Source organism: Roseateles sp. P4_D2 (assembly GCF_056401875.1).
On record NZ_JBFUIM010000005.1, the window covers coordinates 404,091 to 431,049 of the forward strand.

A 26,959-nucleotide genomic window follows, 5' to 3' on the forward strand; every position below is an offset into this window, starting at 1 on the left:
GCGCTTGCGGCCAGCCTCAAACTCATCGGCGCCAGAATGTCGATCATGCCAAATCGGAAGACGAGCCGCCGGCGCAGAAAGGCTGCCACCAGTAGCGGAGCATCCAATCAGCACCCCTCCCCTGCACCAGCTCTGGAGCCTCCAGAAAACAGCAAACCCTCACTAGCGCGAAGCCGCTATCGAGAGATGGTGCATGCCCTCCGCTGGCGGGCTCATCTCCTTGGCCCGAACTTTTTTCCATCCCCTTATACGGATCTGGAATTCGACTCGGCTTACGACCTGGAATCCAACGTCTCCAGCCGTGTACCTGAGGGGGAGACGCTGAAGGTCGCTGCGTTGTGGGGTATCGAGGTTTTCGGGCCGAGCGAAGCCGAGAGCCTCTACAGCGCGCTAAGAACGCTTGGCTGGAGCGCCGGCCTATCGTCAGAGAGAGAGGGGGCGTTGACGTGGGCCGAGCAGCAACGCACGTACGGCTGGGGTGGTGTGTACAACGTCGGTGTCGTAGGGAGAGCCAAGGCAAGTGCTCTTAGCCACTTGGGCAATCACTCCCCTCTCCCCGAGGGCGTGGACTGCCTGCTAGTCCGCCTTCACCAGATCACGCCGGCGGTGACCTGCGCCCTCGTGTGCTTTGTCTTTGATGACGATGCGGCCACCGTCTACGCCAGAGAACTGGGAAAGGACCGCTCCGCATGGTTCGAGCGAAGAGGCCGGATGGTCTCGCGCTGGGACCCGGCGGCCGTGAAAGAGCGCGAACTGAAGGCAGCGCGAGCGCGGCTTCGCGGCATGGTCACCACCTGGTTTCGAGAACACCTCCCCGGGTACTTCTCGGGCATGCGGGACCTTTCCAGATTCCCAGTCGCAGAACTGCTAAGCACAGAGATCGACAGCTTGTTCCCTGGCGAGCGAGTGTCAGGACGGCAGCTCGATTGGCGACGTCGCGTTGCCCGTGCACGCTCCTTCGAAGTCTGGTCGAACACGAAGCCAAGCGGTATTCGCTTCTCCTTGAGATCGCAAGAGTGGCCTAAGGCGTCAGACAACGTTCTCATAGCTTCTGTCGTGCCACGATTGCTCCCCGAGGGTCAGGTCCGTTTGTACAACCACAACCCCAGATCCACGGCGTTCATCTGCCATAACGCGCTTGACGGTGCGGTCGTCTACTTTGGACTGTTGTCATTCCTGTCTGAGGTTTCGCGCGACCTGAAGAGCACTCGTGAAGAGCTTGACCTTTCCAAGGGGAAGCAAGGGGCTCTGCGCACCGTCGAGCTGATCAGGAGATTCTTCGATCGAAGCGCTGGCATGCCCGCCGTAGTCCGTGAACTTCGAGAGGAACTCTCCAAGCCTGGAATGCTGGAGCATCACAGTTCGACGTTCACGGCACCAGGCTGGACCGAGAAGGACCCCGTCCGGGATTTCATGTCGGAGATCCGCCGAGGCGTACAGCAACGGGCTTCGACGCTTCTCGAGGACGAGGCTGCGGCCAGAGAGCACTTTGGCCAACTGTCCACCATTCTTGCCACAAGAGAGAGCATCCGGGTTCAGCGCAGGATGGAGGTGCTTACCGTACTAGCGTTGGTCGTGGCGCTGCTGAGTCTGGCCGCCGCGGTCCCTGATGCCTGGGTGGAGAGGGCCAGGCAACTCATCGCAGGCTCGCTTTGAAGTCGGCCCATTTTTGCAGTGGCGCGATCACGGTGCCCCGACACGCCGGACCTCGATCCCTTGGAAGACTCTTGGTCTCACCGCGTTCGCCGGGTGTTCCCAAGCAGACTCAACAGCGCCTGCGTGTTGCCGATGAAGACGTACCCGCTCACGCGATTTGGCAATCCGGCCAATCGCAGTTCGGCTTCATGATGTGCCCGTCAACGATGACCATTGCCGGGTTCTGCTTCCAATCGGTTCGAGAGCGCGTGAAGAGTGCCTTCATCTCGTCGTTCATGTAGTCCTCGGAGAACATGATGGCCTTCAACTCTTCCTTGGGCTCAAACGTCGAATCCTTGGTGGATCCGTCCGGGTACACCACATGGAAAGTGACGCAGGTGATTTTTCCGCGAAGCTGGCTCATAGATATCCTCGGCCTGATAGGGCTTGCTAGCACCACCTCCCCGCGAGGCGGCGAAGGATCCACTAGACCGCAGCTGTCGTGTTCCGGCATCCGCAGTTTGTGGGATGACTGAATCGCTTCGTCGAGCAAGAACTTGGCTAAGCGCGGCAAGTCGGCGCAGGAAAATTCGTAGGGCAGACGATGGCGGCCTTAGGTGCCGTACAAGACGAACGGTGCCCAGAAAGCCGGTGCGCGCCAGTTGTCGCCTGCTTCACCGTCCATAAATTCCCGCTTGGTCAGCGCCAACGCCGTGCTGTATCGCTTGCCATTTCGCACGTGCGCATGAAAGCGGCGGGTGAACTCAGCCGTCGCTTCGTCGTACACCGACCATAGCGTGAGCAGCGTGCTTCTATTGCCAGCCGCGAACAGGCCGAAAGGAAGCCCTACCATCCCCTCGCCTGATACCGGTTGCCCGGCTCCGGTATCGCAAGCGGCCACAACAGTCAGGTCACTTTTCATGTGAAGGCCGAGCCAATCCGCCGCAGTCACGTAGCCATCAACACCGGCAGACTTTCCCTCGCCAACCCCAGCTTCAGCCAGGACCACGCTGCTGAGCAATGGGTTGCGTGGGTGAAGGTACCCATGCGTCGCAAAGTGGATGACCTTGAATTCTGCGAGCGTGCCCTTGGCTGACAAGGCGGCCAGATTGGCCTCCGAAGCGGACTCGCGCTCGAACAACGTAGCTCGTGCGGACAACGGATAGATGGCCGACAGCGACGCCACTTCACGACCTGCGCCCGCCAACTCAAACCACGTGAGCTTCCCGAAAGGTAAGACTGGCCCTTCATTCTCTCTACGCTCAAAGGCGCGCGAGGAGGAGTCGGAAGCTCGGCCACCCGCATACGCTGGATTGCCGAACACAAGAATCGGCTCGCGACGCAGGCCAGCATAGTTGCGCTCGCGCTCCTTGAGCAGCACGTGCATCGTCCAGGACTGCGCGATCGTCAGCTCATGGGTCTGCCCCCATCTCTTGCCCTGTCGCACCAAGAGGTCGAGAGGCAGAGTTGATAGCTGCTCATCGAGGCTGAGAAGAAGCCGACGGCTCTTCCAGACGTCCTCAGGAATCGCGCGCAGCAGTGCTCCGGAGACGAAATCCACGAGCTCGTCGAGCGATGAAGCCAGCTCTGCTCCTTCCGGCGCGGGTTGGTCCACTGGCAGCAAGCTGAAGCCGCCCGCGCTCAAGCGCCACAGGTAGCGCGGCGGCTGCCGTGCATTTCCCAACTGAACTTGGTCCAGTCCGCCGCGTACGGATGCGATCTGACCGACTGCTGCAATCGAGGAAGCGAGGCCTTGAACGGGACTCAGGGCGTTACCGCGTACTGTCCCATCGGGCTTGAGCCGCACGACCAACAGTGCGTCACCGAGCAGGCTGAAGGAAACGAACGTGTCGTCCGCTTCAAGGTCGGTGACCGCCCGAGTGATCGGTGCAGGGCTTGCATCTTCCTGCCGCCCTGCCCATCCGTACTTCTTTGCCAGCCCGCCGCGAAGCGTGGCTAAGCGAACCAACGCTCGGTCCCGTTCCTGCTCGACAAGTTTGATCTGGCCCGGGGACGTGCTCTCCGTCGAAAGAACAAGCTTCGACGTATGCGCCGAGACGAGCCGTTCTGCTTCTGCCAACTGCACGCGCTCGTCGGTCGTCAATTGCGTGGCTGCGGTCAACGACGTTGCGCGTGTCTGCTCAATCAGGGTGCGAGCCTTGGAAAGCTCAACGACGTTGAAGACGTCATGCCAACGCCCAAGCTTTGCAAGCGTTCGGGCCTGGTCTTTGTACATCTGCGCGAAGTCGCTGAAGTACCGCTGACGCACGGTGAGCGGTTGGCCGATCCCTCGGCGCAGGTTTTCCACTCCATTGATGGCTTGGCCATACAAGTCTGACGCTTCACCCGGGCGATTCATTAAGTTCGCAAGAAACCCCGCCGCGGCTCTCGCACTGAAGATGGTCTCGCTGCTAAGAGGCCCGAGCCGCGCCTGCCGAAGGCGGTAAACGTCAATGTAGGCTTTGGCTGCTTCTTCATAGCGGCCCACACTCTCCAGCGCATATGCCGTTTGGGCAAAACTTCTGAGGGTGTCAGGATGGTCTGCTCCCAGCGCATCCCGTCGAATCTTCAACACCTCCAAGTGCTCGGCCAAAGCGGCATCTTTGTTGCCCATAGCTGCAAGAGCCGACGCATTGTTGGAACGCGCCCTGAGCAGCTGAGCGTCACTTGGCTTGCGATCGGCCGTGAGGTCCGCAATCAAAGGCTTGAGACGTTTATGTGCATCTGTCGGTCGGTTCGTCGCAATCAGCACTTCCGAAGCGTTGTTCACAACACTCACCAACGCCGACTGCGTCCGTTGAACACGAGGGCGTATCAGCGACTCCAGGAAAACGTACTGCGCGAGAGCTCTGTCCAGGTCGCCTTGAGTGCGGTAGACGCTTGCAAGGTTGTTGATGGAAGCCCACACGTCCTCGCTTCCCGGCCCCTTGGTCTTGATCTCAAGGGCTAGCAGCTCCTGCCATATGACTTGCGCGTCACCCGCGCGGTCGTTGCGGACGAGAGCGATTGCAAGCTGATGGAGCGCATTGAGATGCGCGGGACCGCCGGCGGCAAGTTTTCCTATGTCGTTCGCGACTCTTTGGATGTGCCGTAGCGCGTCGGGATATGCGCCCTCCTGCATGAGCAGTTCCGCGTACTGCGCCTCGGCATCCAGGTAGAACAGAGTGCCTTTGCCATGGCGGCGTTCTGTCCCCGACAGCAAATCCGAGAAGGTGGCCCGCGCTGCACGGAGATCATCGGCTCGGAGCTCTTCTTGGTACTGCACGCTTAGCAGCTCAAGGGTCCAAGGGTGAGCCTCAGGTAACTGCATTGCCGCTGCCTCAAGACCGGCCGCAGCGAGACCGCGCGTGTTCGAGTAGTTCCCAACTCGGCGGTGCACAAGCGCCAGCTGCAAGGTTGAGTAGATCCTGGCTGGATGATCGTGACCAAACGCGCCGTCCATGTGCTGGTTCGCCGCGATTGCCAAAGGAAGCGCTTCGCGCGAGCTCCCGTTAAGGCTGAGCGCACGGGACTCGACCAACTCAATCCACGCCGTTTGCCCCGCAGATACAGGGGCACCAGAGGTTGCGATGTCCCGAGCTCGCGCCATGGTTTCAATGGCTTGAGGGGGAGCGACTCTTGTCTGTATCAGCGCACGAACCAGCTCGACCTGCAAGCGGAGGTCAGCGTTCGACGGCAAGGGCTGCTTCACGATTGAAGCCGCAGCATCGACCAATCTCAGTCGCTGGTCGAAAGAATATCCGTAGCCAGCATCGGCTGCGACCAAGAGCGCCTTTAAGGCGACCGCGGGGAGCTTTGCGTCGGCAGCTTCATCGACCACCTCCATTGCCAACTGCGTTGCGGACTTCTGGTCGCCAGAGCCGAAGATTGCTCGCGACAGCTCAAGCCTCCAGGAAAGCCGCTCTGTGGCGGACACCCCTGTTCCCGCTAATGCCGACTGCAGTTCCCGCGTTGCGACCTCATATCTTCCCTGCTCGAACGCAGTAGCGCCAGGCGTCGCCCCTGGCACTTTCCAGGCCAGCGTGACCTGCCCAAAAGCCGGCCTGACGAGCGCAGCCGCAAACAGGACGGTCAGTGCGGTCCAACGCGCCGCCGGACCGAACTGCTTACTGCAGCGCCGGACGACCCGCGCTGCAAGCCTTCTCACTGGAGCTTCCAGTAGCCAGTGCCAGCAGTTCCTTGGGGCTGGAGGCGGGGGCGTTTGGAGGCGCTAAGCCCCTGGTGGATTAGCAGCGCCATATCGGCAAGAACAGGATTGCTGTCGAAGACATACGAGTGTCCGTAGGCTCTCGAGATCGGGGCGCACGCACTCGCGTCAATGGTCTCAAACGGCGGGAACGTAAACACAGGCGGCTTCGCGTCGCCCACCCGCCCGAACCGATGAACGATCCTTGAAGCAATCAAAGCGACGTCTGTAGACGACGCGTAGATAGTGACTCGGGGCGGATTTTGGCTGGCCAGCACAGGCGCCAGGTTGGTTCGGAAGACATCAGCGTTGACGTCAGCGGCTGCCATCATCAGCTCCTTGATGTTCGGCAGCGCCTTGTTCTCCGCGATGCGCTGTCGCAGCACCCGAGTCACCAAGCGGTTTCCCATGCTGTGTGCGACCACATAGACCGACTTGAAGCCCATCGCCTGGACGGTTCCAAGCAGTTCACCGAAATGTGTTTCCGCGAGTTCGACCGCCTCCTCGTCCCGCGGATATGCATCGGCCGTCCCGGTCGAGGGCCAGCTGTACAGCAGAACCGTCCCTTTGAACCGCAGGTCGTGAGCGAGCTGCGCCGCCCGAAGAGCGCCTTCCTCAAAGGTCACTCGGAAGCCATGCACGAAAAGCAAAACGCTTTGTTGGGCAGCACCCTTTCCGCCCTGATCGGCCTGGAATGCCGCGCGGTCGGCGTAGGGCACCGGACGCCCGAAGACAAAATGCTTGTCGGGATCCGGCGAGCTTGCGAAGACTGAATTTGACGGGAGGCTGAGATCGCCAGGCTCTCGTAGGGTGGGTATGGAAACCTGCACCTGACCCAAGATTAACCGTCCCGCATCGGAGTCGCTGTAGACCAGGCCTGAACCGTCGCTCGCAGTACTCTTCCGATTGGTTGCGTAGACCACAGGCACTGTCAGGTGCCGAACCGTCGGGTCGCTGGGAGCACGGAGGCTGAATGGGTCTTGCTGCACGTCGTCGCGCAGGCAGTCAAGCTTGAAGGCGATGGCCAGTTGCTCGTTGATCTGGTCACGAAGCTGTTTTTCGGACCGCCCTGCTTCCAAGCCTGCTGTGACGGCCGCATCGAGTTCCGATAGCCGGCTTTGTAGCCCTGAGCGATCTGAAGCGCTGACGCCAATGCAGTCAGCGGGCTGCGCGGATGCGGCAGGACACCACATCGAAGCCACAAGGGCCACAAGAGCGCTGACCATCTGCCAGCGTGCGTTTCTGTTGTTCATCTTCCCTCCCGAAAGAGCAACAGAAGCGCAGCAGTCGCTGAGTCTTCAGCGAGCCCTCCCTGCTCTGAGTTCAGACTAAACGCTGTAGCGGCGAACCGTCAATCCGTTCGCAGATACGCGAAAGGAATAGCCCGCAGGCGATCAGAGCAGCGGTCCTGGTGGAACTGTCATATCCGAATAAGCAGACGCCAGCACTCTAGGAAAATTGGTGCACCGCAGCATCGATCGCTTGTCTCCTCCACCGCCCCAAGGGTGGATTCGGCCCTCGAGGCTTGTAGCCTATCGAGGGCCGTTTTTTCTGACGGTCCAAACTAGGCAGCGCGCCATTCGATGAATGTCCGCAGCCAATCAGCTCTCGGACACCCCGCTAGCTGAGCTGGCAATATCACGTCGAGGCTCGCTGGACCAAGGCCGTTGGCATCGGACATGCGAGCGAGGACTGCGGCCTTGGGCTGCAGCCGTGGGAACAATAGCCTGAGCTGCTTCTCACATCACGCCGGCCGCCCATTCAACTTGTTCGGAACGGCAGAATCACGTAACCTGTTGTCGGAAAACGACTTTTACAGCAGATTTCAAGAAAGCGCGCGGGCTTGTTTGAAGATAGCGCCTCGTACATCGGCGGCGGGCGTCGCCCTACGTCTTGGCGCCAATGCTGAAGCTGATATGACCGAGCTCGGACCAGAGCATGTTGGCTTGACCCTTGAGCTTTAGCCAGAACTCGGCGAACGCTTGCTCGCCGAGCCGCGCGCGAACGTCGTATAAGCGGCCCACCGCGACGACGTCGTCGTATGCGACCCATGCGTTGGTCGCGATGACGGCCCACTGCTAACGATGGAGTCTTGTATTGGGCTCAAAGCCTGTTTTGAGGACGCGCGCGCATCGCTGCGTGCACAGCCATCCCCTCCATGCCTTTCTAAGAACGGGAGATGCCGTAGGAACACGACACAGACGTCAAAAATCACATGGAAGCACCGCCGCGGGGCACCCACCTCAGCGGCCTGGCATTCCGTGTGGAGACCAAACCTCGTCCAACTTGCGCAGGTAGGAATCGAAAGACGCTTGAGCGGGTCTTTGGACCTCTCCGTCACGAACGCCCATTGACGATGGGAAGGACCAACCGGCGGCGCAGCCGCCCCTTCACGGTCACGCCGGAGAGCACCAAGGCTCCGCGAAGGACGGACGTGCCAACTGAAGCTGCGTTGGTCGTGGCGATGACTAACCTAGCCACTGCGGTGCGGGGCGTATGGGGGGAGAAGCCCATACAAATCTTTCGTGAGGCCGCGTCGACGTGAAATTCTTGTGACTCGAGACGATGCCTATCGGCCGCCTCATCAGTGAGGCAGGCTACCTGCCGACGGAGGCTGGGCACCTCAACGATGATGAGAAGTCAGTCCTTCGATTCACCTTCGTCCACGGCGCCGCTGACCGCAAGACCGAGCCTCTCCCACGTCTGCTCCGGCACAGGGTTGGCCAAGCCTTCTCCAACCTTCCCGCGACACCAGTCACAGAAGCTGGCCTGAGTTGCCAGCAATTCCGTCCGCTCCGCGCCGGTGAGCCGCATGTGGAATACGTACTGCAGCGCTCCGATGGTCAGCGTTGAATGGAAGGCGTTGGGCGTATGAGAGCTTTTGTCGGCATAGATCACAAGGCCGCCGTGCGCTGCGTACCCATGCTCCCCAAGCTGCGGTGCGAATTCACTGTAGACAGGGTCGCGCTTAAGCTCAAGCCAAATCCTGTTTCTTGGGCTCTCTCCGATGGCGAACCTTGCTAGCTCCACGGGCGCAGGGCCCTTGACAGCCGCGACCTGGCAGCACAGCAGCTTCGCGAAGTAGCGAAACACATTGAGGAACGCCACGGTTCCCTCTGTGTACTGTGGCAACCCAAAGACTGCGCCAGGATCTTCGCCGCGGCCAATCGCAGCAGACGCTAGGTCACTGAGCCGACCGAACTCCCTGTCCGGCTCTTGCGTTCTTGAAGAGTTGCAGCCATCGCACAGGCTCGCATCAAACTTGAGGTGCTTGGAGTTGGCGCTCTGCGCTGCCCTCATCCTTCCCGGCGTCCCGGTGGTGCCGACCATGAGCTGATCGGATCCAAACAGTGCTCTGAGCGCAGACGCTTTGACCTTGTGTTCACCGGTCAGCTTCTCTGTTGATTGGCCACACAGGCAGCACTGTGCCGATGAGAAGCTTCTCCAGAGCATGGCATTCACTACCACGAGTGTCGGGATTTGATTGTCGTTGCTCAGCGCCAAGGGAATTCAGCCGTGGATAGGAGCGACGCCGCCCTCCTCTGCTCCCCCATTCAAAGGCATCGCTTGTCACTTGACGCACGCGATGCGGCTGCGCAGGGATTGGAAGCGAACACGCAATAGTCGGTTGCAGAAGCTCGGCTTTTTTGGCAGGCGGCAATACATCAAATTTCATCCCTGTGTAAGGACGTCAACGACGCCTTGCCGCCGTGGGCAGCCCGTCGGTAGCCCGGTAGCCCGGTAGCCCGGTAGCCCGGTAGCCCGGTAGCCCGGTAGCCCGGTAGCCCGGTAGCCAAAGAAAGACTAGTCATGAAGTACACCACCTTTGCTGTCACCGCCCTGGCCCTTGCCGCCAGCACCGTCGCCGTCGCTCAAACGTCGGGACCGAATCTGACGCTCTACGGCATCGTTGACGCCAACGTGCAGGTGCTGGACGGTGCGTCCAAGCTGACGCGCGTGCAGTCGGGCGGCCTGTCGGAATCTCGGCTGGCCTACGCGGTGGCGAAGACCTCGGCGGTGGACTGAAGGCGTTCTTCACACTGTAATCAGATATCAACCTGGACAACGGGACCTACGGTGAAAACATCTTCTGGGGGCGCCAAGCCTTCGTCGGCTTGAGCACCCCATACGGCATGATTTCGCTGGGTCGTCAGCAGAGCAGCATTTACGAGCTCAGCTTGGACTTCAGCCAGTTTTCGCGTGTCGGCACTGGCGCGAGCACTGCGGTCATCGGCGGCTTCGGCGGCTATGAACCTGTGCGCGGAAGCATGGCCTCGGGCACCGGAAACGGTGGCCCCGCTCACGTCAAAAACTCAGTGAAGCTGGAGTCGAACAACTACGGCGGCTTCATCGTCGGTGGGCTGTGGGGCATGGGCGAAGTCGCGGGCGACACCAAGGGCAACCGGATTGCCGACATCGACGGCGTTGGCTACACCAACCGTGCTGCCTGGCACCTGGCGCCACCGGCAGTTTCACGGTGACGATGTCGCCATCCTCGTCCCCCATGCTGATGCTTGTTCTGGGGTGGCAAGGGGTCGCCTATTTTGGCGGCTATCTCCTTCTTGCAACCAGTGCAGACGTAGATGCCTGAGACGGGGACCTTTTCTCCTGGGCCGTGGGCCTGCGTCCAGTGAGACTCGGATGGTGTTCCTTTTGAAAGGACGGAGGACTCGGGGCCTGCCGTCCGAACTCATCAACATTGATGAATGCCTTCCTTCTCATCGAGTCAATGCCGCTCCATCCTAGGGTTTGACCACGAGCGGAGGGCGAGGCGTGGATAGACACTCTGAGCTCAGCTGAGCCAGCGTCGCACCAGTGCTTAGACGCCGGATCAAAACCAACAAGGCGGGAGGATGCATGAGCGAGCTCATCGAGCGGTTTGCGTCGTTGTTGCTGTCTGAGCCGAAAGGTCAGATCGTCGCCTGCAACCTTCTCTACTGTCACGATGCCAAGGTGGTTGAGCCATCGGAGGTGGAGTCAATCGTCAAGACCTCGCTGCATCAATTTGACGCTGACCCTCCAGCTTCGTGCACCGAGCTACTCGGCCTACTAGAGATTGAGTGGCACGCCCATCGGTTCCATGGGCCTGAGGCAGAGGTGTCAGACGAGCTTTGTCGAACCGGCTTTCACCACATTCTGCGCTACGAGCATTTTTTCGACGCGCTGGACCCAAAAGTGCGGAGCGCCACCGGGATCGTCGCCCGGAACCCATTTACTGAGGTGGGCGCTAAGCAGCAGGCGGTGACACTCAATCGCCTCAGCGGTCAGCCGGCAGGCATGTTCTCCTCCGGCAAGAAATTAGGCCACACAACGCTTTGGTTGACACCAGACGATCTTCGACCGTTGACTGCTGATCGTGCTAGAGACTTACTAGGGCTGATACACCATGGTGCGGGCATCGCCCTGATGAGGGTCTCTGTTGCTTCAACAATTATTCGAGGCCTTCGAGCCCGCCGCCCCACATTTGCTGCAGCCGGCACGCATCGGCGGTTTAGACAGCGCCCTGACAGCTATACCCCAACAGGGTTTGGACGCGCAGTGGATTTGCAAAGGCATCGCACGCTACCAGTTGGTGAGACTGTCGACGGGGCCATGGAAGTGGTCACTGAGCCTCAAGGGCTCCACTCGCTAGAAATAGCGTGGATTTGCTTAGGGTGCACGAAGGCGCATGGCGAAGATCAACGAGTCGAGAAATTGATCGGAATGTCGCCGCGCGCAAAACCAAACTACGACGAAATCTTTGTCCAACGCCTGCTTGGCGACAAGACTCTTCACAATGTCGAGCAGGATCTGCACAACCTTTGCACAGTCAGCCAGGGAGCGTCAAAGAGTGAGCCAGCAGAATCTAAATAATAGCGATGTCCAAAAAGTCTCAACTTGGACCGCCGATCAGTTTGCACAGTGGCTGACGACTGAGATACCTCAGTCACTTCCAGGCGCCAACGCGCGCTACCCTTTCAGGCCATTGCATTACCTTTTTGTCCCATCGCTGCCAACCTGGGAAGTAATGTGGCACATCAGCGTTGCGATGGATTCACGTTGCAGGGCTGAGTTTTTCGAGGGCATATCTAGAGCGATCGATCTTCTTGTGCCTACTTCGGAAGGTTATGACACGTTCGAAGTCCTTCTTCAGATTGTAGGCGGTACAAATTGCGTGCAAGCATGCGACGCTATTGTCCGCAAGGTAGGCAATCAGGCCTTCGGAGCACCAACATTTCAAAGAGCAAGCGATGCCTATGCATTGGCACTTGCCACAATCGCCGGCTTGGTCCCTACAATTCACTCCCAAGTCGCACTGGAAAACCTAGCGAGCTCTGATTGGTTCTTGCCTCAATATGCACCCACTGTACTGGTTGCACTTGCTCGACACAACCGTCATATACCCAAACACCTCGACATACTAAAGGGAAAATTTGGCACGGTTGATATTGAATCAACGCGAATTCAGGAAATGCTCCATGAGCTGACGGCGATTTTGCCATTTGCTGAATTTGATCGACAGTGGCGTGACCTGCTGCTTCATTCAGAAAAATGGCTCTTCGAAGGCTTAGTATTGATGAGCATGACAATCTCTGAAAATGCCGATGGCTTTAGACTTGAAAAAGGGGATGGCAGAGCCATCAACCTTCCTCTCGATTTAGAGGATCCCAAAACTGAAGCACGACTGGTTCAAGCGATATCGACAATTATGGACAAGCAATTGTTGGAGAACGCCACCCCAGAATTGATGGAGTTGCTGCCGGCATGACCACCAATACGCCTCGCATTTCTGATGCAAACAAGATGGTTGCGGGCGCCGCCCGCTTGGCAACGATCGTTCGCCATCAAAAAGCCGATGAAGAATTCAAGGCCAGAGGCAAAATAATCTACGCAGTAGACACGAGCATATTACATATGTTCATGGCCCGTGAGAACAAAAAGCCCGGCCTGTTTTTCATGAAGTCTGATTCTGACTTTTCGGCCTTGGTCGGCGCACTGACTCATTTTGTGTTCTTTGGGATGCAGGATGAACCGCTGTTTGTCATCCCGCCCCATGACGTGGAAATTCTTGACGTCGTGAATGCAAAGATTAAATTTGCAGAACATCGAACGGAAGTCGAACTGACTTCAGTGTTAGAGCTTATGTCGAGGGAACATCATTCCCCCGAAGCCGCGATTAAGCTTTTGCTCACAAAAGCACCGACGATTCTAGGGCTCTTGTTCGGCATCGGAGAAACTGGACCGATTCATGAAGTTGAGCGCTACCGGTCGCTATTGAAGCAAAAACGCATACGGAATGTTATTCGCCTACCTGAATTTCCCGTGCCGGAAAGGGGAGATCTGGCAAATATTGCAAATCGTGCGGACGACCTTTTTATCGAACTCAAGAAGGTAAAGGAGTCCGCAGGACGAATACAAATAATGCATGATGCGCGAGTGCTTGCGTATCTCGAATGGCTTAATTCAAGAATCGGCCCAGATAACGTCGTTCATCTCATCGCGTCCGACGAGGCGTTGATGTCGGTAGTGGAACGAGAGCAAAAGACTGCACGTGGACATTTTGTAAGAGATCTGCGATATTTTCTTATCGTCGCTGGCAAGGGGCAAACCGCCGCCTCTGGGGATATTGTTGGATGGATTGATGAAGTCCTGCTCGCCATGTGCCCCAAAAATACAGATTATGGAACCTGGCTTCTTGACGTTGCAAACAATCCTGCAATGTTGCCTCAGCTCGACGAATCAGCCACATTAACGTCTTTAAAGAATCTTCGTGAACGGCTCAAATCTTTTGTAGAACAGATCAGCCTAAGCTACGGACTTAGGACAAGCAGCGCACCTGAATGGGTAACGCCTTCTAAGACCGAACAAGACTTTCTTAACTATTTGAAGTCCAATCAGAGTGAGCTCGAGGATATTCTCAAGCGCCGCATAGATGAAACAGCAAAAGAGATAGATCGGCTCGCCGTGATGGCGGGATTCTATCTAATCGCCGATGGCGATACACAATTTACCGCAAAACTGAAAGAACTAGTAGACATACGCCACGGCAACGTTGCCAGGGCGCCGGCATGGTTTAGGTTCGAGCACATCACCGATTGGACTCGACGGCTTTATGACGCATTAAATTCGCCAAAATCCACAAACATTAAAGACGTTGCGACGGTATTTGACTGGCCAGGTTCAGACTCACAAAAGCAGTACGAATTTCGACTCGTTTATGCCTACGTTCTATCCCTAGGCGGCCATTGGGAAGCCGCTCAAAATCATTGCCTCAGAGCGAAGAAAATTGCCAACGATTCGATTGCGCAAATGCATACATTCGATGCCGCGTATTTCAGAGCGGTTTGTCTGCGGCACATTGCAAAATCTCCGGATGACATGATTGAGGCAGAAGCAGAGCTTGATGATGCGGAGAAAAGTTGGGCCTCAGCACACGAAGGAGAAGCCGATCGTGACCCACGCTTCTTGGTCGAGCGGAGTGTTCAAAAGTTCGTGCGGTGGGAATTTCGCAACGAAAATATTCTGGCTGGCGGCACCTCCTTCGTTCCTAAAGAGATTGGCGAGCTAGAAGGGATAATTGGGCGCATGTGGGGACTGTGGCCTGCCGTGTGGGATGAACAAACCGACAGCATACGCCTGCCATTGGCACAGCAGCTGTTCACCAATATCGGCGAAGCAACCTGCATTCAGCGGCTAATACTGAAAATAGCTCCCGCCGTTCCGGCGGATAAGCTCTATGAAGTATTAGCCAAGATTCGCAAACTTCCTCGCTTCAGCCAAGATAACTTACCGCGGTTTCCTCGTTTAATATACAGCCTCGTAGACTATATGGAGGCCGTCGATACCAAAGGCTCAGTTGAGCGTGGAGTTATTCGCGATGATGCGAGAAACAATTTGCGAAAGTCGATGGAAGAAACACTTCACAGGTTCGAAGATGGGATGCTTCGATCCTTGTGGGACGCCATAGAACCATCCAGTTGACAGATGGTCGGGGTTGACGGCACAACGGAACTCTCGCTGCTCCGTTGGCAAGGTTTAGTGCACCAGGCCCCTGCGGCCTGAATGCTGAAAAAAGTGCGTGACTGCTCCACTGCTGCCGCCTTGCGACAAGGTTGCCATCCGCCACGGACCGGCAGCATCCCCCTGCCCGCCCGACCAACGTCGTTGGGTTCTTGCGACCGCAATCGTCGGCTCCGGCATGGCTTTCATTGACGGCACGATCGTCAACGTGGCGTTGCCGGCAATCCAGAGAGACCTGAACACCAACCTGCACCAGGTTCAGTGGGTCGTCGAGTCGTATGCGCTGATGCTGGCAGCATTGCTGCTTCTCGGTGGGGCGCTAGGAGACCACTACGGTCGCCGCAAGGTCTTCGCTATCGGCGTCGTCATATTCGGGATCTCTTCTGTCCTCTGCGGGTTCGCGCACGAGGCAAACGCCCTCATCGCTGCTCGGGTGCTCCAGGGTGTTGGCGCGGCGTTGCTGGTGCCTGGCAGCTTGGCGCTCATCAGCGCCGCATTCCCCGAGAACGAGCGTGGCAAGGCCATCGGGACCTGGGCCGGATTTAGCGGCATCACCGCAGCTGTCGGCCCAGTCATTGGTGGCTGGTTGATCGACAACTACTCATGGTCATGGGCTTTCCTCGTCAACGCGCCGTTGGCACTTCTGACGGCGGTCATGGCAACGCTGAAAGTGCCCGAGTCTCGCGATCCCCGTGCTGCGGGCAGCCTTGACTGGCCAGGAGCGGCGCTAGTCACCCTGGGCCTGGGCGGGATAGTGTTCGCCTTCATCGAAGGGCCAAACAGGCGCTGGGACTCACCGGTGGTCGCGAGTGCGCTTGCCGTCGGCATCCTCGCGATGGCGGGCTTCATCTGGGTGGAGTTGCGTGCTGCGCGGCCCATGCTGCCGCTGCGATTCTTCCGCAATCGCGTGTTCGCCGGCGCCAATGCTTTGACGCTCCTGGTGTATGCGGCTCTAGGTGGTGGCCTGTTCTTCGTGCCCCTGGCGCTAATTCAGGTGCATGGACTGCCAGCCGCCGCGGCAGGTGCTGCTCTGTTGCCATTTGTGATGGTCATGTTCGTGTTGTCACGCTGGGCTGGTGGCTTGGCCGACCGCATGGGTCCACGTAAGCCGCTGACCATTGGCCCCATCTTCGCGGCGGCCGGCTTTGCATTGCTGGCACTCCCTTCAGCCGCCGCCAGTTACTGGACCGGCTTCCTACCAGGCATCGTGGTGCTTGGCGTCGGCATGAACGTGACAGTCGCGCCACTAACTACCGCCGTGATGAACTCCGTCGGCGCAGACTCAGCTGGTGTTGCCTCGGGCATAAACAACGCGGTGTCCCGTGCGGCAGGTGTTTTGGCCGTTGCGGCGATGGGAGCAGTGATGGCCTGGGCGTTTAGCGCTGCACTGCCAAACCAGCTAGACCTTCACCACGTGCCCTCCGTCGTGGCGACCCAGGTGCTGGAACAGCAAAACCGTCTTGCCGCCATCGAACTGCCCACCAGCGTGGACTTGAGCACCCTAGCGGCAGCCAGGAGCGCTATTCACGAGGCATTCCTTAGCGGCTACCGATGGGTCATGTTGGTCAGCGCAGCCCTGTGTGCACTCGGCGCTGCCAGCGCTGCGGTGATGATGCAGGGGGAGAACCGTTGAGACGAGGACGCGCTGGTCTTTTGCGCCCTCTTCCATTGGTCCCTTCTGCGGAGTCATCTGGACCCAGCCTGGGGCTTAGGGTCTAAGCCGCCCCTGTTGACGGGGATACATCAAGAGCAACAACCAACAGGGAGGATCGAGTGCAAAAGCTTTTCCACGTTCTTAAAGGTAGTGCCGCGAGCCTTGGAAGCCAGCGAGCGTTCGTATTGCGCCCAAATACTTGGGATGACTTCGGGTCAAAATCGCTGTACGCATTGGAGTATAGAAACGCGGGGTCAGTTTACAAGATTGGCGATATCAAAATCATCTCCAAGCATAAGGAAACCGCCAAACTCGAGCCCTCGTTTGACTTCCTGAGCGATGAATTCATCTCACTCGGACAAGATCTTGATTTCTACAAGAATGCCAAGACCTTAATCGGCCAGGATGCCGAAGCGATTCTAGCAAAGCTAAACGACGTTGCGCTCCAAAATGCAAAGGTCGACGACTTCGAGCATTTGACCTGGTATTCGAATTCGCTGCTGCGGTCAAACGATGCTCAGCGCGCGCTAACCTACGGGCGCAAAGCATTCGAAGGTAAACCGACACCCGAGAATTCATCTTTTAATTACGCTTGCAGCATCCCAGGCGCCGACGGCCCTCTAGCGCTAGCCTTCGATTTCGAAAAAGAGACGCTTCCGTATCGCATACACGCCATTATTGGACGGAACGGCGTCGGCAAAACAGCGCTTCTAGCCAAACTCGCTGAAGATCTAGCGACTCCGAAGAAAGAGTCACTGGAGCAACGACATGAGAGAGATGAGGCGTTTCCTGGCGACAGACCTTTGTTTAGCCGAGTCATTGCCGTATCCTTGAGCGCCTTCGACGAATTTCGGCGTCCTCAAGCAAGCGAATACATGAGTTACGTGTATTGCGGCGTCAAAGACGAAGAAAATCGAGTGACCAAGAGTCGGTTGAAGACGAGATTAGCGGCCTACATCGAGCGCATCCGAAAAAGCAACCGCGTGGACGACTGGATGGACTATCTCCGCCAAATACTGGGTAACGACTCAAGCGCGTCCCTCAATGGCCTGAGGACTACCAGTACGGATGACGCGTTCCTAGATTCCATCGGCATGAGCTCTGGACAGAGCACGTTGGTGTATTGCGTTTCAGCCATCGTCGCCTACGCAAAGCCAGGGACACTCGTCCTTTTCGACGAGCCAGAATTGCACTTGCATCCCAATGCCCTGTCGCAGCTGATTCGAATACTTCATAAAATTATGGCGAAGTATGATTGCTACGCCATTTTGGCGACGCATTCGGCATTGGTTCTTCAGGAGATTCCTCGTAAGCGCGTGACACTCTTAAAACGTGACGGCAACCTGACATCTAGCTACCCGCTAGGCAGGGAAACGTTTGGCGATGACATCGCGCCTTTAACAGAAATGGTCTTCGAGACGGTCAATGTTGAAAACTTCTATAAGGAAGAATTCGAGCGCTGGTCGGAAACCAAAACCTTTGAGCAAGTTTCAAAGCTTTTTGGCAACAAGTTAAGCGAAAACGCGTTAGCGTACCTCGCGTCTCTTTACGACGAACCGGCTAAGGTGCAACGATGAAGGGCCGCACCCCACTCGTTGATGAACATGTTCCTTTTCTCCTTCTCATTCACGACGCCAAGCGGGACCCCGTCAGGTTGCAGCTTGACTCGATTCAGCAGGCGTGGGTTACTCATTTTGATGAATACGAAGCGCATTTCAATGTGGCGAACCTCGGTGCGCTTCCCCAGCCGAACTGGCAAACCGATGAGAAGAAGGCGTTGCTCCACTGCTACAACAGCAGCACTGGGGCGCTAAGTGAACTAAAGGAAAAAATCCTTGAGGCACAGCATTCGGATGTTCAAGGACTCTGCCCATATTGCGGCGTTGGAACTACGGAAGAGTTTGATCACTACGCGCCAAAGGAAGAATTTCCTCATGTCGCGATACATGCGTTGAACCTGGTCCCGTGCTGCGGGCGCTGCAACCGGAAGAAGTCCAAGCTATGGCTTAAAGGTAATAAGCGGCAGATAGTCCACTACTATCTGGACGGACTGCCTGGCGAGCAGTTTGTTTTCGCATCAGTTGCGTGGAAAAACACGACTGCGGGCCTCTTGCCGACGGCAACATATTCACTTGTCTGCCCCCATAGGTTTGACGCACAAGCGTTCGCCCTGATCGAGCGCCACTTCACGAACATGGAGTTGCTCCTTCACTACCGGCGGAACACCCCGCGCGCCTACACTGACATCCGCAAGGTAGCGAAGATCGCCAGGCCGAAGAAGTCGAAGCCGGCCATCACCGACGCTCTTCTCGCATGGGCAGACGAGACGTTCGACGAAGAAGGATTCGGCTCATGGAGAGCCGCCCTAGCAATTGCTTTGAGCAGCGACCCTCAATTTTTGACCTTGATGACTACACCGTGATGCACCAACTACCGGTTCCCATCATGGACAGGTCACCATCTAAGGTCATCGTAAAGAAGCCTTCCGGCGCACAACAGGCAGGCGCCGACCCCTTCCGCCCTAGCAGAGGGTATTTTCAAGACCTTCTTGAAGCACTCGACCTGAGCGGCCACTACAAGGGGCAGGTTGAAGCTTTTTATTGGCATCAGCGTCGGGTCGTACGCCAGCTGAAGGCGGTCAGGCCGAAGATGACCGTATCGCAGGCAAGAAACGAGCTGCGAGACTTCAACGACGACTTGCCGACCACCGGGCCAAAGAAGTGGCAAGCCGCACTGCTTGAGCTCCTGCTCAAGGCCGACCTGGTCAAGGCCGACCTGGTCAAGGCAGCTTTCCAGGACATCGCTGCACGCAAAGAGTCCCCGTCATCCGATTGATTCTTCTCTTCTAATGGCGCGCCGCCCAGCGCGCCATTTTTCTTGCCCAGCCGCGGCGCCACATGGCACCCAACACGATGGCACAACGGCTTGTAGACCAGGCCGACTGCAATCCTCTCCCCTGACCACTGCCGCGATCAACGCGGCCGGTCCGGACTCGGCAGGCCTCGCTTCAGGCATCAACAAGGCCGTTTCCCGCGCGGCAGGCGTTCCCGCCGTCGCGGAGCTGGGCGCGCCGGTGGCGTAGGCTTTCGGCGTCTCTCTGCAGCCAACTGAGCGTGCACCAAGTGCCGGCTGCCGGTTCGTCGCACGGGTTGCAACAGCAAACCGCCTGGCAGCCATCGAAGCACCGTCCAGCATTGCCCCTCGAAAACTGCGACGGTGCCAAGCAGGCAATCAACGAAGCCTTCATCAGCAGGCGGCCGATGGGCGGTGTTGGCCAATGCAATCCTGTGCGCCCTGGGTGCGGTTAGTGCCACGCTGATCGTCTGGTGCGAAACCGTTTAGCCAGATGCGCTAGGCTTCGGACGCCTCCAGGGAGTCCCACCATCTGCGCTGGTCCAGCTCATTGAGTCCAAAGAGCTGCTCTCGGTGCAGGCTCAACAGATAGTTCGTTGTACATGCCGCGGTGTACGCATCGCCGTAGTCACCCTCACACTCGCTCAAGTGATATGCCGAGCGCATCCCATCGTTGTCGACCGCCAGCAGTGCCTGGAGGCTCACGGCCCCAACGCGGATAGCTTGGCCGAGGAGGTTGAACGCCGTGTTGCGGAGGTCCGGTGCTACACCCCATGCGTATTCAGGGTTATCCAAGATCGGGAACGTACCGTGGGCCACATGGTTTCGCAGGCAGCGGACGAGGTCGAGTCCATAACGCACATCCGTCGGGTCGTATCCAAACCGCTCTAGCCGCACCGACAGCTTGGTCTCGTAGGCCTGCGCTACCTTGTCGAGGTTCCCTACGAGATGGGTGAAGTCTGCAGGCAGCCTGATTCGGTCGGCGTACTCGCGCAGAACAGCGCCCGCCTTCATGGACGCTGAGTTGAGACGTTTATCTCCGCTGGCCAGCGATTGCTTGTCCGCGTAGATCTTGTCGTAGGTCGATTCGCTGAATCGGTAGGCCTCTTCCAACGCATTGCAAAAGAAGACGAAGCGCGTCAGCCGCGTGGCCAGCGAGCCCAGATGTTCAGCGTCCGAGTCTTGCTCCTCGGCCACCGGCTCACAGTACAGGCTGGCCTCCTCGAACTGCCAAGTGTTGATGGTGACCTCCTCCACCTGGCTGGCAAAGCGCAACCATTTGCCGATCCCGCCAGTGGTCGCAGGAGCGGACGAGCCTTTGCCACCGGATCCTCTGGCGTTTGCCAGTAGGTCGCAGTAGAGCGACAGCTCGTGCAAATGCAGCCGCAGTGGCCTCAGCCCCTCACAGCTCGCACACCGAGTTCCGACCCTGCTGTTTGCCAGCAGAACAACCGCATCTGTCATAGGCACCTCACCTCTGGTCCCACCAAGGGCAACGCTGGTCGATTCCGTTTTTGTGGAATCCATTTTGAAATTCCGTTTTTTTAGAATAGCATCCGTTCATGCAAAGGAACAGGCCGTGAGACTGAACGTTCGAAGCGAACCCGTCACGACCCTGGTGCGCGAGGGCATCGGGCCGCTCTTCTTAGCGCTCGGGAACGTAGCTGCCGTTACGAAGTCGCTGAACGATGCACTTGCGGCCGCTGGTGACGAGCCCGCATTGCATGCCAACAGGCTGCACACCCTGCTCTCCGACGACATCTCTCGAGGCCTAAACAAATCCACGCTAGAGATGATCAGTCGCGCATGCCACCTTGCGCTGACGGCCGACAGGTCCCTGCTGCTCACGGCACATGAGCGGTTGGAGGGCATCCGGGCAGACGTCGCAACACGGGGCCTGCGCGGGACAGCCGCAATTGGCCAGGCTCTCGGGCTACCCCCAGGCGTCGCACGGCTTGTGGCGTCCGACGGCGACATCGCCCCCCCGCCTTTGTCTTCTGCCCCAGCAGCGGTGTCACGCGTGCAGAGCGAGCCCGACTGGTCGTACCAAGATGTCGCGGTTGCCCGCTGTGTGATCGCGCTGGGGCGCAAGAAGGATGCGCGGGTGGGTTTGGTCTTGCCAACAGGCGCCGGCAAGACTCGCACCGCCCTGCGGACCGTGTTGACCATTCTGTCAAAGCACCCAGATCCCACGGCGGTCGCGATCTGGGTCACGCACCGGCTCAACCTCCGAGAACAGGCATTCCGCGAACTTCGCAAAATGATTGCCGCTCGGCAACCCGAGACCCTGACATTTGACGCAGGCGCGCTTGCCGAGCGGGTCAAGTTCCAGATGATCGGAGACTTCCGCCAGGCAGAGCCCGCACCAGACGCACCGCCGGTGGCTCTCGTGGTCGTCGACGAAGCGCACCACGCCGCCGCGCCAACCTATCAAGAAGCGCTAGAAGACGCGTTCAACGCGCCAACGCTTTTTCTGACCGCCACCCCCAACCGCCCTGACAGCCTCCCTATCGGGATGGACGAGATCGCATACACGATCACGCATAAGGAGCTGGCTGACCGCGGGGCGGTCTTGCGCCCCGAGTTCCTCGAGTTTCCGGTAAGCGACTTTGACTGGTCCGCGGAAGCAGTGGAAGAACTGGCCGACTACATCGTGGGCCACACGCGGCACCAGTTTGGCAAGGTCTTGGTGCTAGCGCCTCGCGTCGACAAGGTGAAAGAGTTCTATGAGGCCTTAGTGCGTCGACTGGCTGAGGAAGCCGACCATCCCCTCCTCGCAACCGACCTGGGGTACATCGTTGGTGCAGGGAACTCCCTCGGCATCGACAACGAAGACTTCCTCTCGCGATTCGGTGCAAAAGGGCGCGGCGTCATCATCTCCGCTCAGCTTCTTCTGGAGGGTTTTGACGACCCAAGCATCGACACGGTCGTCATCACCTATGCCTCGAGCAGCGTCATCCGCCTGATGCAGGCAGCCGGCCGTGCTGTTCGCTATTCACCTGGCAAGCTCAAGGCGTACGTCGTCCAGGCAAAGAACAGCGACATCGCCTATCACTTCGATGAGCGCTGGCTGTACCAAGACATCGACGACTACTTGCGGCCGCGGCTGATCGACCATGAATACTCCAATCTTGCCAACTTGCGGTCACTGGTGGAACAGGAGCTCCGATCTCATAACGTCGATGCAGAGGCGACTGAGCGCGCTCTCGAGCAACTGAAGACCATCGCCCCCGGGGACCGGTGCAGGCTCTTCTTGTACGGCCTTCCGTACTACGCCAGCCGAGCGGATTTCGACGCTAAAGCCAAGTGGGGTGCCTTGTTGGAAACGCCTGAGAACTCGCTCGGCGTGCGAAGCATCTTCAACGAGTTTTGCCTGTTGGGCGCGGACATTCCGGACCCTACCGACTTCCTCACAAAAGAAGGTCGGAAGTTCGACCTGACGCCGTCCACTGCTAGAGATGGGCTCTGGCGCGAGATGACCGGACTGCTGCTGTCGTCGTACCTGGCCAAGAAGGAGATGTCTGAGCCAACGCTGGACCCGACCCAAGAGCATCGGCCGTATGTGCGCTCCGGATCATCCACATGGCTTCGGTATGTCACGTTCACCTATCGCCCAGCGATTCCTGCAGAACTTTCGGCGTTTTTCGCTGATTGCCATAACGCGGCAGACCTTGAGTCGTTGTTCTTGGAAGCCCCAGCCGCCTGCGCAGTCGCTGTGAAGTTGCCACTGCCTCTGGGGAAGTTCGAAGGACACCTTCTCGAGGGTGCCGCTTGGACAGCGCTGCAAGAGGCTGTTGTAGAGCTGCGGGCACAGCTCTTCAAGTCGGCACCCGCCGACCAGGTCGGTCAACTAGCTATGTTCCTAGCATCAACGCGGTGCAGGGTTGGAGCACGTCTACTTCACCGAATCGAGTTCCTCGTGGCCGATGCCGCGTACGCGCATCACGTCTTGCTTCTCAATCAACCCACGTAACACCATGGCCAGCATCGTCTCACCCTTCACGGACATCCGCGATCCAAAAAGCGTACCGTTCGACCGGATCTTCCTGGACCCGAACAACCCGCGCATCGCGGAAGAAGACCCTCCCGGTTATGAGGATGCAAGCAAGCTATTCGATCCCGGGCAGCAGGCCGCACTCGAGGCGCGGGTGCGCAAGGTCTACACGAGCGTGGAAGCGCTTGAAGACTCCATCGTCAAGCAGGGCTGGATTCCCATCGACCCCATCATCGTGTGGGAGCACCCGAAGAAGAAGGGTTACTACATCGTCGTCGAGGGCAACACTCGCACCGTCACCCTGAGGCGGCTGCGCGGTGAAAGACTCGAACAAGAGCGCAAGACTCTTGCGAAGCTGCAGGCATCAGGGAACGCTGCGAAGCACGTCAAGGAGGCTCAGGAAAAGCTGGTTGCCTCGCTGGAAATCATCGTTGCCAACACCAACGAGCTTCAGGTTTTTCCGTTTGCGGCAGACACGGCCGAAGAGTTGGAACGCAGGCTTCCCCGTCTGTTGGGTGTCCGGCACATCGCCCACGTACAGCAGTGGCAACCGTATGCGACGAACCTCTACATCCTGAGCCTGTACGAGAAGCTTTTCCGCGAGAGGTACGGCAAAGACAAGGAACTTGTCCTAGAGACTCCCTTGGTCAAGGAAGTCGCCAACATGGTGTCGCGGAAGGACACCGTCACCCGAAGAAACATTCAGTCGGCTGCAGCTTTCAGCGACTTCAAGCGCCGCTTCGCTCATAGGCTTCCCGACAATGAGAGCTTCCGGGATCGCGACCACTATTTCTTCGAACAGATCATCCAGTCGCGCTTCACGCAGGACCAGTTCGAGTTCAATAAAGACTCGCTCGAGCTGAGTGAAGAAGGTGCGGAAGCGCTGTTTGAATGGGCGTTCTCAAAGCCACGAGGCAAGTCCGAAGACGACGAAGACGAGACGGACAACCCGAATGTGCTTTACAAGGCTGAAAGCGTAGGCCTCTGGAGCAAGATGCACTCGTACGACGCGAAGCACGGGACTTCCTTCGCAGGCCAGCTCGACTCTGGCGATCCCGGCAAGGCGACGCCCATTCGCGCAGTTGAGGCTCAGTACCTTGCCCACAAGGCCCGCCGCTCGCCAATCGACACGCTTGAGTCGCTGCGCAAGGCGCTGCTCGATTTGAAGGTCGAGACCTTCCTGGCCCAGCGGGACCATCTGCTCCCGATCCTCGAAGACATCTCGGAAAAAGTGACCCTCTACAAGAAGATGATGGAAGTGGCGGTCATCTGACCAAAACACTGCTATGCAAATCAACGCAAACCACACAAAGGTCGGAAAACTCTTCGGCAACGACCGAGTTTTCCGAGTCCCCAAGTACCAACGCCACTACGCCTGGCAGACTGACGAAATCTCGGATTTCAAGAACGACCTGAAGCGATGCTTGGACGTCCGCGAGGCCGACCCCGGTAAGCCCCGCACCCACTTCTTCGGCGGCTTGGTCTCGATCCGCAGGGAGGTGCCTGGCTCCAGCAGACAGGAGTTCGAGGTCGTAGACGGCCAACAGCGCCTCGCTACCTTTGCCCTTCTGGTCTCACAGCTGCGACGCGCGATGCTCACTGTTGCTGCGACATTTGAAAAAGATGACCCATCGTCGAAGGAGAGCTTCCTGCATACACGGGTGAAGATGCTGGAGGCAAGGTTCCAGAACCTAGAGGATTCTGTTGGCTTGGACGTCGTCGATGTACCGCGTCTCACCTTGTCCGGTCCAGACAATGAATTTTTTATCCAGTTGCTTGCCGGCTCGAATCCCGAGTCACCACGCGAGTCGCACAAATTCCTGAAGCAGGCATACGATGATCTCGGCAAGTTCTTGAACGACTTGGTCAAGGATCAAGTGCCGATTGATGCCGCCACTCGTCTCACCGCGGTAGCAAGTGTGCTTGAGGATGACTGGACGGTGTTGCACATGGAGACCAGCACTCAGAGTGAGGCATATACCCTCTTCCAGGTGCTCAACGACCGCGGCAGGAGCCTGACCGAGGGCGAACTCATGCGCGCAAAAACTCTCGAACTGCTCGACGCCCATGGCTCTACTGCTCAGAAGAGCCAAGTCGAGGGTGCTTGGGATGAAATGCTTTCCGACAAAGCGGACCGTATCGAAGACAACTTGCGGTGGATTTATGCATCGCATTCCGGGAAGCGCCCCGGCAAAGCTCAGCTCTTCGATGACCTAATGAGGGAGTTCTTCCCGAGCGCGGAAAAGGCAGTCCAGGCACCGGCGCATGCAAAGGAAGTCGTGCTCAGCGTCAAAACATTGGAAAAGGAGATCGCTCTATCCAATCGACTGCTAGCCGGTGACTGGCCGTACGACGCGCTGGACCCTTCGGTCAACGCCTGGGAGAAGGACCGGCTCCGGCTGCTCACGGGAGCGCTGGAGCACACGAACTGCATCCCCCTACTGATTGCGGCAACTAAGCTAGATCAGAAGCAGTTTTCCCAAGTGGTGCAGCTGCTTGAAAGGTTTGTATTCCGCTACAAGCTTATCGTTCAGGCGCACATCAGCCCTGCCACCAACCTCTATCACAAGCAGGCGCTGGCTATTCGGGCCGATTCAAAGGGCTACAAGGTGTCGTCGCTGGCGGCGGCCCTGAAAGACCTCGTGAACAAGCATGCAGGGGACGGAAAGTTCATCAGCCAGTTCGAGAGTACTGAGTACGCAAGCAGCGCAAACAACCGCAAGATCAAGTACGCCCTACTCACGCTCGAACACTACCGGGCTTGGTACGACAACGGCGCGCACGGAACACCGACGCCATCAAAGAACCTTGTTTACGACTTCATCAACTCGACCTTAGAGCACATCTATCCGCTTAAGGGCTTAAAACCAGTTCAAGCGATGGACTTAGTAGCCAACAACATTGGCAATCTAGCGATGCTGGGTCCCACTGAGAACGATGATGCCGGCAACAAGCAATTCGCAGAAAAGAAGACTCTCTACAAGAGCTCGGACTACAAGCTGACAGCTGAGCTTGCTCAGCACCAGGTTTGGGACAAGGCTGCTATTGAACACCGAGCCGGCGAGCTCACCAAGATGGCACTGAAGGTGTTCTCCTTCTAGGGCGACTATTGCTAGAGCGCGAAGGTGGGAATCTCCACATGCGAGGTTTCCACCCGAACCTTCTTGTCGATCATCATGTCGACGATGGCAGGGCCATCAATCAGCACGATCGGTATTGCACCAGCTCTGATTGACGCGCCGATGGCCCCTTCCGAGAACTGACTCGTAGTGAAGAAGATGCCCTGCTCGTACTCTCCCTGCGCAGCACCTCTAAACCGGTCAATCTCAGGCCGCTGAATCGTTGTCTTCGTCCAGCGCTTGCACTGAAACGCAACGTTGAGGTGCGCCAAGCCTGACCTGCCCCCAATCGCCGTACCAGTCATTGCGAGGGAGCCCTGGGGGTCAAGGGTATCGCCAGTGCGGCGGTTGAAGCTGAACCTTCCTCGACAGCCTGCTGCCGTTGAAGGCGTGCGAAGCACCTGGGTGGCATGCGGCCGATGCTCGAATGCGGCCGCACCTCGTTGTAGTCCTGTACCCAGGCCTGGATCACGACCCGGGCCTGCGCCAGCGTCTCGAACCAGTGCTCGTTGAGGCAC

General features: G+C 58.1%; 20 protein-coding genes. 13 read left to right on the plus strand and 7 right to left on the minus strand.

Going from position 1 to position 26,959, the window contains the following annotated elements; translation table 11 throughout:
* Positions 1-186: 186 nt before the first annotated feature.
* Positions 187-1,656 (plus strand): hypothetical protein, encoded by a 1,470-nt coding sequence (locus AC1DW0_RS11855; RefSeq protein ID WP_477945998.1) that lies wholly within the window; start codon positions 187-189, stop codon positions 1,654-1,656.
* Between the two features lie 148 nt (positions 1,657-1,804).
* Here AC1DW0_RS11855 and AC1DW0_RS11860 read toward each other — a convergent pair whose 3' ends face one another.
* The 4 genes from AC1DW0_RS11860 to AC1DW0_RS11875 form a co-directional block, all read right to left on the minus strand.
* Complete coding sequence (locus tag AC1DW0_RS11860; RefSeq protein ID WP_477946000.1) at positions 1,805-2,059, minus strand: hypothetical protein; 255 nt, start codon at positions 2,057-2,059, stop codon at positions 1,805-1,807.
* 189 nt (positions 2,060-2,248) lie between these two features.
* A complete protein-coding gene (locus AC1DW0_RS11865) occupies positions 2,249-5,782 on the minus strand; it encodes a CHAT domain-containing tetratricopeptide repeat protein (protein ID WP_477946002.1) in 3,534 nt (1,177 codons plus the stop codon).
* Positions 5,779-7,074 carry an alpha/beta hydrolase gene (locus AC1DW0_RS11870; RefSeq protein ID WP_477946004.1) on the minus strand — a complete coding sequence of 432 codons (1,296 nt, stop codon included), beginning with the start codon at positions 7,072-7,074 and terminating at the stop codon, positions 5,779-5,781. The genes AC1DW0_RS11865 and AC1DW0_RS11870 overlap by 4 nt, the downstream gene beginning before the upstream one ends.
* Before the next feature lie 1,387 nt (positions 7,075-8,461).
* Complete coding sequence (locus AC1DW0_RS11875) at positions 8,462-9,325, minus strand: hypothetical protein (protein WP_477946006.1); 864 nt, start codon at positions 9,323-9,325, stop codon at positions 8,462-8,464.
* A gap of 306 nt (positions 9,326-9,631) precedes the next feature.
* Here AC1DW0_RS11875 and AC1DW0_RS11880 point away from each other — a divergent pair, with 306 nt between their 5' ends.
* The 9 genes from AC1DW0_RS11880 to AC1DW0_RS11920 all read left to right on the plus strand — a co-directional run bounded on the left by AC1DW0_RS11880 (position 9,632) and on the right by AC1DW0_RS11920 (position 19,310).
* Positions 9,632-9,847 (plus strand): hypothetical protein, encoded by a 216-nt coding sequence (locus AC1DW0_RS11880; protein ID WP_477946008.1) that lies wholly within the window; start codon positions 9,632-9,634, stop codon positions 9,845-9,847.
* A 32-nt stretch (positions 9,848-9,879) separates the two neighbouring features.
* Positions 9,880-10,302 carry a porin gene (locus AC1DW0_RS11885; RefSeq protein ID WP_477946042.1) on the plus strand — a complete coding sequence of 141 codons (423 nt, stop codon included), beginning with the start codon at positions 9,880-9,882 and terminating at the stop codon, positions 10,300-10,302.
* A 376-nt stretch (positions 10,303-10,678) separates the two neighbouring features.
* Entirely contained in the window at positions 10,679-11,674 is a 996-nt protein-coding gene (locus tag AC1DW0_RS11890; protein ID WP_477946010.1) for a hypothetical protein, read from the plus strand.
* A complete protein-coding gene (locus AC1DW0_RS11895; RefSeq protein ID WP_477946011.1) occupies positions 11,652-12,569 on the plus strand; it encodes a hypothetical protein in 918 nt (305 codons plus the stop codon). Before AC1DW0_RS11890 ends, AC1DW0_RS11895 begins: the two co-directional genes overlap by 23 nt.
* A complete protein-coding gene (locus AC1DW0_RS11900) occupies positions 12,566-14,782 on the plus strand; it encodes a hypothetical protein (RefSeq protein ID WP_477946013.1) in 2,217 nt (738 codons plus the stop codon). Before AC1DW0_RS11895 ends, AC1DW0_RS11900 begins: the two co-directional genes overlap by 4 nt.
* A gap of 97 nt (positions 14,783-14,879) precedes the next feature.
* Complete coding sequence (locus tag AC1DW0_RS11905) at positions 14,880-16,454, plus strand: MFS transporter (protein WP_477946015.1); 1,575 nt, start codon at positions 14,880-14,882, stop codon at positions 16,452-16,454.
* Positions 16,455-16,594: 140 nt separating this feature from the next.
* Complete coding sequence (locus AC1DW0_RS11910) at positions 16,595-18,052, plus strand: ATP-dependent nuclease (protein WP_477946017.1); 1,458 nt, start codon at positions 16,595-16,597, stop codon at positions 18,050-18,052.
* Positions 18,049-18,897 carry an HNH endonuclease gene (locus AC1DW0_RS11915; protein ID WP_477946021.1) on the plus strand — a complete coding sequence of 283 codons (849 nt, stop codon included), beginning with the start codon at positions 18,049-18,051 and terminating at the stop codon, positions 18,895-18,897. The genes AC1DW0_RS11910 and AC1DW0_RS11915 overlap by 4 nt, the downstream gene beginning before the upstream one ends.
* A complete protein-coding gene (locus tag AC1DW0_RS11920) occupies positions 18,897-19,310 on the plus strand; it encodes a hypothetical protein (protein ID WP_477946023.1) in 414 nt (137 codons plus the stop codon). Before AC1DW0_RS11915 ends, AC1DW0_RS11920 begins: the two co-directional genes overlap by 1 nt.
* A 516-nt stretch (positions 19,311-19,826) precedes the next feature.
* Here the strand turns inward: AC1DW0_RS11920 and AC1DW0_RS11925 are convergent.
* Positions 19,827-20,855 (minus strand): hypothetical protein, encoded by a 1,029-nt coding sequence (locus tag AC1DW0_RS11925; RefSeq protein WP_477946025.1) that lies wholly within the window; start codon positions 20,853-20,855, stop codon positions 19,827-19,829.
* Positions 20,856-20,907: 52 nt separating this feature from the next.
* Here AC1DW0_RS11925 and AC1DW0_RS11930 point away from each other — a divergent pair, with 52 nt between their 5' ends.
* Genes AC1DW0_RS11930 through AC1DW0_RS11940 form a run of 3 tightly spaced genes read left to right on the plus strand, consistent with a single transcriptional unit; the run spans position 20,908 to position 26,423 of the window.
* The gene (locus AC1DW0_RS11930) at positions 20,908-23,301 is read left to right on the plus strand and encodes a DEAD/DEAH box helicase (protein WP_477946026.1); all 2,394 of its coding nucleotides are present in this window, start codon (positions 20,908-20,910) and stop codon (positions 23,299-23,301) included.
* A gap of 4 nt (positions 23,302-23,305) precedes the next feature.
* On the plus strand, positions 23,306-24,595 hold the full coding sequence (locus AC1DW0_RS11935) for a hypothetical protein (RefSeq protein ID WP_477946028.1): 1,290 nt from the start codon (positions 23,306-23,308) through the stop codon (positions 24,593-24,595).
* 13 nt (positions 24,596-24,608) lie between these two features.
* A complete protein-coding gene (locus AC1DW0_RS11940) occupies positions 24,609-26,423 on the plus strand; it encodes a DUF262 domain-containing protein (RefSeq protein ID WP_477946030.1) in 1,815 nt (604 codons plus the stop codon).
* Between the two features lie 11 nt (positions 26,424-26,434).
* On the opposite strand, the gene AC1DW0_RS11945 is transcribed toward AC1DW0_RS11940, so the two are convergent.
* Both AC1DW0_RS11945 and AC1DW0_RS11950 read right to left on the minus strand, forming a co-directional pair.
* Entirely contained in the window at positions 26,435-26,713 is a 279-nt protein-coding gene (locus AC1DW0_RS11945; RefSeq protein WP_477946031.1) for a restriction endonuclease, read from the minus strand.
* 29 nt (positions 26,714-26,742) lie between these two features.
* The coding region (locus AC1DW0_RS11950; RefSeq protein WP_477946033.1) for an integrase core domain-containing protein at positions 26,743-26,959 on the minus strand (217 nt) is incomplete at its 5' end.

Coding starts and splice junctions, on each gene's coding strand:
- AC1DW0_RS11855 (WP_477945998.1), top strand. CDS start 187: ATGGTGCATGCCCTCCGCTGGCGGGCTCATCTCCTTGGCCCGAACTTT.
- AC1DW0_RS11860 (WP_477946000.1), bottom strand. CDS start 2,059: ATGAGCCAGCTTCGCGGAAAAATCACCTGCGTCACTTTCCATGTGGTG.
- AC1DW0_RS11870 (WP_477946004.1), bottom strand. CDS start 7,074: ATGAACAACAGAAACGCACGCTGGCAGATGGTCAGCGCTCTTGTGGCC.
- AC1DW0_RS11880 (WP_477946008.1), top strand. CDS start 9,632: ATGAAGTACACCACCTTTGCTGTCACCGCCCTGGCCCTTGCCGCCAGC.
- AC1DW0_RS11890 (WP_477946010.1), top strand. CDS start 10,679: ATGAGCGAGCTCATCGAGCGGTTTGCGTCGTTGTTGCTGTCTGAGCCG.
- AC1DW0_RS11900 (WP_477946013.1), top strand. CDS start 12,566: ATGACCACCAATACGCCTCGCATTTCTGATGCAAACAAGATGGTTGCG.
- AC1DW0_RS11915 (WP_477946021.1), top strand. CDS start 18,049: ATGAAGGGCCGCACCCCACTCGTTGATGAACATGTTCCTTTTCTCCTT.
- AC1DW0_RS11920 (WP_477946023.1), top strand. CDS start 18,897: ATGCACCAACTACCGGTTCCCATCATGGACAGGTCACCATCTAAGGTC.
- AC1DW0_RS11925 (WP_477946025.1), bottom strand. CDS start 20,855: ATGGATTCCACAAAAACGGAATCGACCAGCGTTGCCCTTGGTGGGACC.
- AC1DW0_RS11935 (WP_477946028.1), top strand. CDS start 23,306: ATGGCCAGCATCGTCTCACCCTTCACGGACATCCGCGATCCAAAAAGC.
- AC1DW0_RS11940 (WP_477946030.1), top strand. CDS start 24,609: ATGCAAATCAACGCAAACCACACAAAGGTCGGAAAACTCTTCGGCAAC.